8 protein-coding genes, 1 other RNA gene and 1 pseudogene are annotated in these 7,688 nt (G+C 70.1%); 8 read left to right on the forward strand and 2 right to left on the reverse strand.

Translation table 11 applies throughout. The annotated features are described in order from the left end of the window. The 3 genes and pseudogenes from GTW67_RS33300 to GTW67_RS33310 all read left to right on the forward strand — a co-directional run. Positions 1–156: pseudogene (locus GTW67_RS33300) on the forward strand (serine/threonine protein kinase); the annotation flags it as partial. A gap of 76 nt (positions 157–232) precedes the next feature. Next, a complete protein-coding gene (prfB, locus tag GTW67_RS33305; protein WP_161168461.1) occupies positions 233–1,339 on the forward strand; it encodes a peptide chain release factor 2 in 1,107 nt (368 codons plus the stop codon). Positions 1,340–1,652: 313 nt separating this feature from the next. After that, positions 1,653–2,291: a hypothetical protein gene (locus tag GTW67_RS33310; RefSeq protein ID WP_161168462.1), complete on the forward strand. Its 639-nt coding sequence runs from the start codon at positions 1,653–1,655 to the stop codon at positions 2,289–2,291. 81 nt (positions 2,292–2,372) lie between these two features. Here the strand turns inward: GTW67_RS33310 and GTW67_RS33315 are convergent, their stop codons facing one another. Beyond that, positions 2,373–2,564: a hypothetical protein gene (locus tag GTW67_RS33315; RefSeq protein ID WP_161168463.1), complete on the reverse strand. Its 192-nt coding sequence runs from the start codon at positions 2,562–2,564 to the stop codon at positions 2,373–2,375. A gap of 236 nt (positions 2,565–2,800) precedes the next feature. On the opposite strand from GTW67_RS33315, the gene ftsE reads away from it, so the two are divergent. From ftsE to ssrA, 5 genes are all read left to right on the forward strand, one after another. Further along, positions 2,801–3,490: a cell division ATP-binding protein FtsE gene (gene ftsE, locus GTW67_RS33320; RefSeq protein WP_161168464.1), complete on the forward strand. Its 690-nt coding sequence runs from the start codon at positions 2,801–2,803 to the stop codon at positions 3,488–3,490. A gap of 46 nt (positions 3,491–3,536) precedes the next feature. Beyond that, entirely contained in the window at positions 3,537–4,454 is a 918-nt protein-coding gene (gene ftsX, locus GTW67_RS33325; protein ID WP_161168465.1) for a permease-like cell division protein FtsX, read from the forward strand. 68 nt (positions 4,455–4,522) lie between these two features. Continuing rightward, positions 4,523–5,695 carry a S41 family peptidase gene (locus tag GTW67_RS33330; RefSeq protein WP_202438031.1) on the forward strand — a complete coding sequence of 391 codons (1,173 nt, stop codon included), beginning with the start codon at positions 4,523–4,525 and terminating at the stop codon, positions 5,693–5,695. A 61-nt stretch (positions 5,696–5,756) separates the two neighbouring features. After that, positions 5,757–6,236 (forward strand): SsrA-binding protein SmpB, encoded by a 480-nt coding sequence (gene smpB, locus GTW67_RS33335; protein ID WP_161168466.1) that lies wholly within the window; start codon positions 5,757–5,759, stop codon positions 6,234–6,236. Between the two features lie 91 nt (positions 6,237–6,327). Beyond that, positions 6,328–6,727, forward strand: a transfer-messenger RNA (tmRNA) gene (ssrA, locus tag GTW67_RS33340). A 48-nt stretch (positions 6,728–6,775) separates the two neighbouring features. On the opposite strand, the gene GTW67_RS33345 is transcribed toward ssrA, so the two are convergent. Further along, positions 6,776–7,688: MFS transporter (locus GTW67_RS33345; protein WP_161168467.1), on the reverse strand; the 913-nt coding region annotated here is incomplete at its 5' end.

The raw sequence follows: 7,688 nt of genomic DNA on the forward strand, positions 1-7,688 counted from the left end.
AACCGCGCCGCCGCACGGCGCCGCCGGCTGGCGCTGGGCGCCGGCGCGGTAGCCCTGCTCGCGGCGATCGGCGTCGGTACCTGGCTGGCCACGGGTGGTGACGAGGGCGACGCGGGCCCCCAGGACACGCAGAACTCCGCACCGGCCTCTCCGTGAGGCCGGTCGCCCCACCGCCACGGCCGTCCGCCCCGGCCCGGCGTGGACCGCGCGGCGGAGCCGTTACGCTGGATGCGTGGCAGTCGTCGATGTATCCGAAGAGCTGAAGTCCCTCTCCTCGACCATGGAGTCGATCGAGGCCGTCCTGGACCTCGACAAGATGAGGGCAGACATCGCCGTGCTCGAGGAGCAGGCGGCAGCGCCCTCCCTGTGGGACGACCCGGAGGCGGCGCAGAAGATCACGAGCAAGCTCTCCCACCTCCAGGCCGAGGTGCGGAAGGCCGAGGCCCTGCGCGGCCGGATCGATGATCTCGGCGTGCTCTTCGAGATGGCCGAGGAGGAGGACGACCCGGACACCCGTGCCGAGGCCGAGTCCGAGCTCACGGCCGTCCGCAAGGCGCTGGACGAGATGGAGGTCCGCACCCTGCTCTCGGGCGAGTACGACGCCCGTGAGGCGCTCGTCAACATCCGCGCCGAGGCCGGTGGCGTGGACGCCGCCGACTTCGCGGAGAAGCTCCAGCGGATGTATCTGCGCTGGGCCGAGCAGCACGGCTACAAGACCGAGGTCTACGAGACGTCGTACGCGGAGGAGGCCGGCATCAAGTCGACCACCTTCGCCGTGCAGTCGCCGTACGCCTACGGCACCCTCTCCGTCGAGCAGGGCACGCACCGCCTGGTGCGCATCTCGCCCTTCGACAACCAGGGGCGCCGCCAGACCTCCTTCGCGGGCGTCGAGATCCTCCCCGTGGTCGAGCAGACCGACCACATCGAGATCGACGAGTCCGAGCTGCGCGTCGACGTGTACCGGTCGTCCGGTCCCGGCGGCCAGGGCGTCAACACCACCGACTCGGCGGTGCGCCTGACCCACCTCCCGACCGGCATCGTCGTCTCCTGCCAGAACGAGCGCTCCCAGATCCAGAACAAGGCCACGGCGATGAACGTCCTCCAGGCCAAGCTCCTGGAGCGGCGCCGCCAGGAGGAGCAGGCCAAGATGGACGCCCTCAAGGGCGACGGCGGCAACTCCTGGGGCAACCAGATGCGTTCGTACGTGCTGCACCCCTACCAGATGGTCAAGGACCTGCGCACCGAGCACGAAGTGGGCAACCCCGAGGCCGTGTTCAACGGTGAGATCGACGGCTTCCTGGAGGCCGGAATTCGCTGGCGCAAGCAGCGGGAGAAGTAGCGGGACGCGTCCGCGACGCTTTGTCGACAAGGCAACTGCCGCCTCACGGGCGGTGGTTGCCTTTTCTTCGTCGGCGATGTCCGGGTTTTACATCACACTCACACCCTTTGTGTCCGGCATACGTTCCTTACCAGGACATCGCGTACGCAATGACCTTGACGATGCTTTGAACATTCGTAAGGGTGAGGCTCGGCATGCGTATTTCTGGGGCGCATGTGAACCGGGGGACGTTTCAGCGCGACAGCCACCTCCGTCGATCACGGCCTCGAACGCAGCCTCACTGACGAATTCAGCTACTGGGGGTAGCACACTCATGACGAAGAAGACGCGGGTCCGCGTCGCACGCATCGCCGCCGGCGCCATCGTTGCGGCGGGCGCCTCTCTGATGGTGACGGGCGTCGCCCAGGCCGACGACGGTCCGCTCTGCGACATCGTCGTCACTCCGGACTGCGAGGAGAACCCCGGCGGGGAGACCCCGTCCACCGACCCGACCGACCCGGAGATCCCCTCCACGGATCCGACCGACCCGGAGATCCCGTCCACGGATCCGACCGACCCGGAGATCCCCTCCACCGACCCGACCGACCCGGGGACTCCCTCCACCGACCCGACCGAGCCGGGGACCCCGTCCACCGACCCGACCGAGCCCACCACCGACCCCACCGAGCCGGGTCCGACCGAGACCTCCGGTTCTGCCAACGGCAACGGCGGTGGCAACAACACCGACCCCGACGGCGGTGCCTCCACCCAGGAGCAGGGCTCTTCCGCCCTGACCGACACCGGTGAGCAGGCCCCGGCCTCCGACACCTCCGCCCAGGGCGGCAAGGAGCTCGCCGAGACCGGTGCGGCGGAGACCACCTTCCTGCTGATCGGTGCCGCCACGATGATCGCCGGCGGCATCGGCTTCCGCGTCCTCCCGCGCATGATGGGCGGCCGCGGCGCCGCTGCCTGACGGTAGCCGCGCGTACACACGCGTACACACAGGGGCCCGGAGCGCAACCGCTCCGGGCCCCTGTCGCGTCTTCGCCGGGCTCTACACCGTCTGGTGGGCCAGCAGCGCCACCGCCGCCACCAGGACCGCCAGCAGGGCGATCAGCGCCATCGGGCTGATCCCCGAGAGGAAGCTCTCCTGCTGCAACCGCTCGCGGTTCGCGCGGCACACCGGGCACCGGCCCTCGCTCACGGGCGCCGCGCAGTTCGCGCACACCAACCGGTCGTACGTCATGCGCCTCGCCCTCCTTGCAACCGGCTCACTCACACAACGCCCACGAAGCCGTGAACGTTCCCCTTCCACTGTGCCAGGTTCCGGGGGGCCCTGCGCGCGGTCCCGGAGGTGCGGTGGTCGGGCGGTGGCCGGGACAAAACGCGCAACTACCGCGCAACCCCGACCGGTGACTGCGGGCCGCTCCCCGGTTCGCGTATGGTCACGCTCATCTACCCCCGGCGACCCGTGGTGCATCCGTGATCCGATTCGACAACGTCTCCAAGGTCTACCCCAAGCAGAACCACCCAGCCCTCAGGGATGTCTCCCTGGAGGTCGAGAAGGGCGAGTTCGTCTTCCTCGTGGGGTCCTCCGGCTCCGGAAAGTCCACCTTCCTGCGGCTGATCCTCCGCGAGGAGCGGTGCAGCCACGGACAGGTGCACGTTCTGGGCAAGGACCTCGCGCGCCTGTCCAACTGGAAGGTGCCGCAGATGCGGCGCCAGCTGGGGACGGTGTTCCAGGACTTCCGCCTGCTGCCGAACAAGACGGTCGGCGAGAACGTCGCCTTCGCCCAGGAGGTGATCGGCAAGTCCCGCGGCGAGATCCGCAAGTCCGTGCCGCAGGTGCTCGACCTGGTCGGGCTCGGCGGCAAGGAGGACCGCAAGCCCGGCGAGCTGTCCGGCGGTGAGCAGCAGCGCGTCGCCATCGCGCGCGCCTTCGTCAACCGGCCCAAGCTGCTGATCGCGGACGAGCCCACCGGCAACCTCGACCCGCAGACCTCCGTCGGCATCATGAAGCTGCTCGACCGCATCAACCGCACGGGCACCACCGTGGTGATGGCCACGCACGACCAGAACATCGTGGACCAGATGCGCAAGCGCGTCATCGAGCTGGAGAAGGGCCGCCTCGTCCGCGACCAGGCGCGCGGCGTCTACGGCTACCAGCACTGAGACCGCAGACCGCACCGGCTTCCACGGAAAGGCTCAACCACTCGTCATGCGCGCCCAGTTCGTGCTCTCGGAGATCGGCGTCGGTCTCCGCCGCAACCTGACCATGACCTTCGCGGTCATCGTCTCCGTCGCCCTGTCCCTGGCCCTGTTCGGCGGTTCGCTCCTGATGAGCGACCAGGTCGACACCATGAAGGGCTACTGGTACGACAAGGTCAACGTCACGGTCTACCTCTGCAACAAGAGCGACGCCAAGTCCGACCCCGCCTGCGCCAAGGGTGCGGTGACCGAGGACCAGAAGAAGCAGATCCTGGCCGACCTGGACGAGATGAACGTCGTCCAGAAGGTGACGTACGAGTCGCAGGACGAGGCGTACAAGCACTACAAGGAGCAGTTCGGCGACTCGCCGCTGGCCAGCTCGCTCACGCCGGACCAGATGCAGGAGGCGTACCGCGTCAAACTGGAGGACCCGGAGAAGTACCAGGTCATCGCCACCGCCTTCAACGGCCGGGACGGCGTGCAGTCCGTGGCGGACCAGCGCGGCACCCTGGACAACCTCTTCAAGCTCCTGGAGGGCATGAACGTCGCCGCGCTGGCGGTGATGGCGCTGATGCTGGTGGTCGCGCTGATGCTGATCGTCAACACGGTCCGCGTCTCGGCGTTCAGCCGGCGGCGCGAGACCGGCATCATGCGGCTGGTCGGCGCCTCGGGCTTCTACATCCAGGCGCCGTTCATCATGGAGGCGGCCGTCGCCGGACTGATCGGCGGCACGGTCGCCTGCGGCTTCCTGGTGACCGCGCGGTACTTCATCATCGACCACGGGCTCGCGCTGTCCGAGAAGCTGGCACTGATCGACTTCATCGGCTGGGACGCCCTGCTGACGAAGCTCCCGCTGATCCTGGCCACCAGTCTGCTGATGCCCGCGTTGGCCGCGTTCTTCGCGTTGCGCAAGTACCTGAAGGTGTGACACATCCCCGGAGGGCCGAACGGTCAAGCGACCGTTCGGCCCTCTCGCGTTGTCCTAGACTCACCGGCATGTCAGGCCGTGACCCGTTCTGTCAGCCCCGCCGCGTACGCCACGGGGCCGCCCTGACCTTGGTGTTCGCGAGTGTGCTCGTCGCCGGGGCGGCCACCGGTTCGTTCCCCGAGGGCGACCGGAAGTCCACGGCGGACACGGCCCGTTCGGCCGCGCCCGCCGGTCACCACGAGGACGTGGCCCGCGCGGCGGCCGAGGCGATGGCCGACGGCAAGTCCCCGGTGAAGGCCGCCGAACGCGCCGTCAGCCGCAGCGGGGACCGCTGGGGCGCCGTCTACTCCCGCGGCGAGTACGAGGAGTTGGAGGAGGCCCTCGACGGCCGGTACACCGGCGTCGGACTCTCCGCGCGCCGCGAGCGCGACGGCCGCATCGAGGTGACCCGGGTGCACTCCGGGTCGCCCGCCGCCGACGCCGGGATCCAGGAGGGCGACCGGCTGCGCAGCGTCGACGGCGAGCGGGTCGACGGACGCCCGGTCACCGAGGTCGTCGCGATACTGCGCGGCGACGCCGAGGACGACCCCACCGGCACCGCCGTCCGGCTCGGTCTGGAGCGCGGCACGCGGGAGTGGACCGAGACCGTCCGCCGGGCCCGGCTGTCCACGGACCCGGTGACCGTGCGCACGCTCGCCGACGGCGTCACCGTCGTCAAGGTCGCCTCCTTCACCAAGGGCGTCGGCCGGCAGGTGAGCGAGGCCGTCCAGCGGGTGCCGTCCGGCACCGGCGTCGTCCTCGACCTGCGCGGCAACTCCGGCGGACTGGTCGCCGAGGCCGTCACCGCCGCCTCCGCCTTCCTCGACGGCGGCCTCGTCGCCACCTACGACGTCGACGGCGACCAGCGCGCCCTGCACGCCGAGCCCGGCGGCGACACCGCCCGGCCCCTGGTCGCGCTCGTCGACGGCGGCACGATGAGCGCGGCCGAGCTCCTCACCGGGGCCCTCCAGGACCGGGGACGGGCGGTCGTCGTCGGCTCCCGCACCTTCGGCAAGGGCTCGGTGCAGATGCCGAGCCGGCTCCCCGGCGGCTCCGTCGCCGAGCTGACCGTCGGCCACTACCGCACCCCCTCCGGCCGCGGCGTCGACGGCAGGGGCATCACACCCGACCTGGACGTCGACCCGGCGGCCCCGGCCGCCCTGGAACGGGCCCGCACGGTGCTCAGCGGCCTGGGACGCTAGGACCGCCTCGCGGAAATCGGCTTCCCGCGGACCCCCTCCGTAGTGCCAAAATGGCTGCACTATGGCTAAGGAAAAAGGGCGCAAGCTGATCGCGCAGAACAAGAAGGCGCGGCACGACTACCAGATCCTCGACACCTACGAGGCCGGCCTGGTCCTCACCGGGACCGAGGTGAAGTCGCTGCGCCAGGGGCGGGCGTCGCTGGCCGACGGCTTCGTGCAGCTGGACGGGAACGAGGCGTGGCTGCACAACGTGCACGTGCCGGAGTACAGCCAGGGCACCTGGACCAACCACAGCGCCCGCCGCAAGCGGAAGCTGCTGCTGCACCGCGTGGAGATCGACAAGCTGGAGTCGAAGTCCCAGGAGACCGGGCACACGATCGTGCCGCTCGCCCTGTACTTCAAGGACGGCCGGGCCAAGGTCGAGATCGCGCTGGCGCGGGGCAAGAAGGAGTACGACAAGCGCCAGACCCTGCGGGAGAAGCAGGACCGGCGCGAGGCGGAGCGGACGATCTCCGCGATCCGTCGCAAGCAGCGGGCCTGACCCCCGGGGAATAGGCTGGCACCCTCGTGCGTTGGTCACGTACGATGGGCCGTGCACCGCTTGGACGGTGCGGGTTTTGAAAAATCAACATGGGGATGATCGGTTTCGACAGCGGCTGTCGAAGCAGGGGAAGCGTGTCGAGGAAGCGGCCATGATCTCGTAAACCACAGGCCGAAAAAAATAATCGCCAACACCAAGCGCGATTCCTCCCAGCAGGCCTTCGCCCTCGCTGCCTGATCTCAGGTAGCGAAGCGAGCCTCCTATACAGGGAGTGTCAGCCCGGGGCTGTTCCCGACCCGGATCCTGGCATCAGCTAGGGGACTAAACCTTGATCCCGGTCACGGGGTGAAGAGGGAAACCAAACAGTGACTGAGCCCGTCGGAGACTTGTCCGCGTGATCTCCGGGGCTGAGAAAATCGAAGCGGACTGCACACGGAGAAGCCCTGATTCCGCACCGTTGGACGCGGGTTCGATTCCCGCCATCTCCACAATTCCCATGTGGGCGAAGGCCCCGTCGCTTCCGAGCGGCGGGGCCTTCGTCATGCCCGGACACCGGCCGGACGCAGCCGACGGGACCGGGGCGGCAGAGTCAGCAGGGCCAGCAGCAGGGCGAGCCCCGCTGCCGTGACCGGTACGCCGTAGCCGGCCGTGGGCGACACGTGCTCCACCGTCCAGCCGCCGGCCGCGCTGCCGCAGGCGATGCCGCCGAGCAGCCCGGTCACCGCGAGGGTCATGCCCTCGTTCAGACGGCCCTCGGGGGTGCGGTGCTGGACCAGCGTCATCGTCGTGACCATCGTCGGCGCCGTCGCCATCCCGGCGGCCGGCAGCGTGACCGCCAGCAGCGGCAGCGAGCCGGTGAGGGACGCGGCCAGGAGGGGCAGCGTCATCAGGGCCGTCATCGCGGCCACGCACCACGGCAGCCGGGCCTCGGCCGGGCCGGCCGGCCTCAGCGCGCCGTACAGCAGGCCCGCCGCGCAGGAACCGGCCGCCTGGAGCGCCAGGACCACCCCGGCCGCCGCACGATGACCCTGTGCGTCCGCGAACGCGATCGTGACGACCTCCAGCGCGCCGAACACCGCGCCCGTCGCCAGGCAGACCGCCAGCAGCGGGGGTATGCCGGGCGCGCGGAAGGGTGCCCTCGCGGCGGGGCGCGGCCGGGCCGGCGGTTCCGTCGCGCGCTGGGCGGCGAACAGCAGCATGCCGGTCACCAGCAGGACCACCCCGACCAGCGTGCCCGCCTCCGGGAACAGCGCCGTGCACAGGAACGCGGCGAGGACCGGCCCGAGCATGAAGCACAGCTCGTCGGTGGCCTGCTCGAAGGAGTTCGCCGTGTGCAGAGCGCCCGCGTCGCCCTTCAGCAGATGGGCCCAGCGGGCGCGGGCCATGCCGCCGGTGTTGGGCGTCGTGGCCGTGGCGGCGTACGCGGCGAACAGGGTCCAGCCGGGGGCGCCA

The organism is Streptomyces sp. SID5910 (assembly GCF_009862125.1).
Classification (GTDB): Bacteria; Actinomycetota; Actinomycetes; order Streptomycetales; family Streptomycetaceae; genus Streptomyces.

Bases quoted from the DNA above. Each gene is read 5' to 3' on its own strand.
- GTW67_RS33310 (WP_161168462.1), top strand. From the start codon at position 1,653: ATGACGAAGAAGACGCGGGTCCGCGTCGCACGCATCGCCGCCGGCGCC.
- GTW67_RS33315 (WP_161168463.1), bottom strand. From the start codon at position 2,564: ATGACGTACGACCGGTTGGTGTGCGCGAACTGCGCGGCGCCCGTGAGC.
- ftsX (WP_161168465.1), top strand. From the start codon at position 3,537: ATGCGCGCCCAGTTCGTGCTCTCGGAGATCGGCGTCGGTCTCCGCCGC.
- GTW67_RS33330 (WP_202438031.1), top strand. From the start codon at position 4,523: ATGTCAGGCCGTGACCCGTTCTGTCAGCCCCGCCGCGTACGCCACGGG.
- smpB (WP_161168466.1), top strand. From the start codon at position 5,757: ATGGCTAAGGAAAAAGGGCGCAAGCTGATCGCGCAGAACAAGAAGGCG.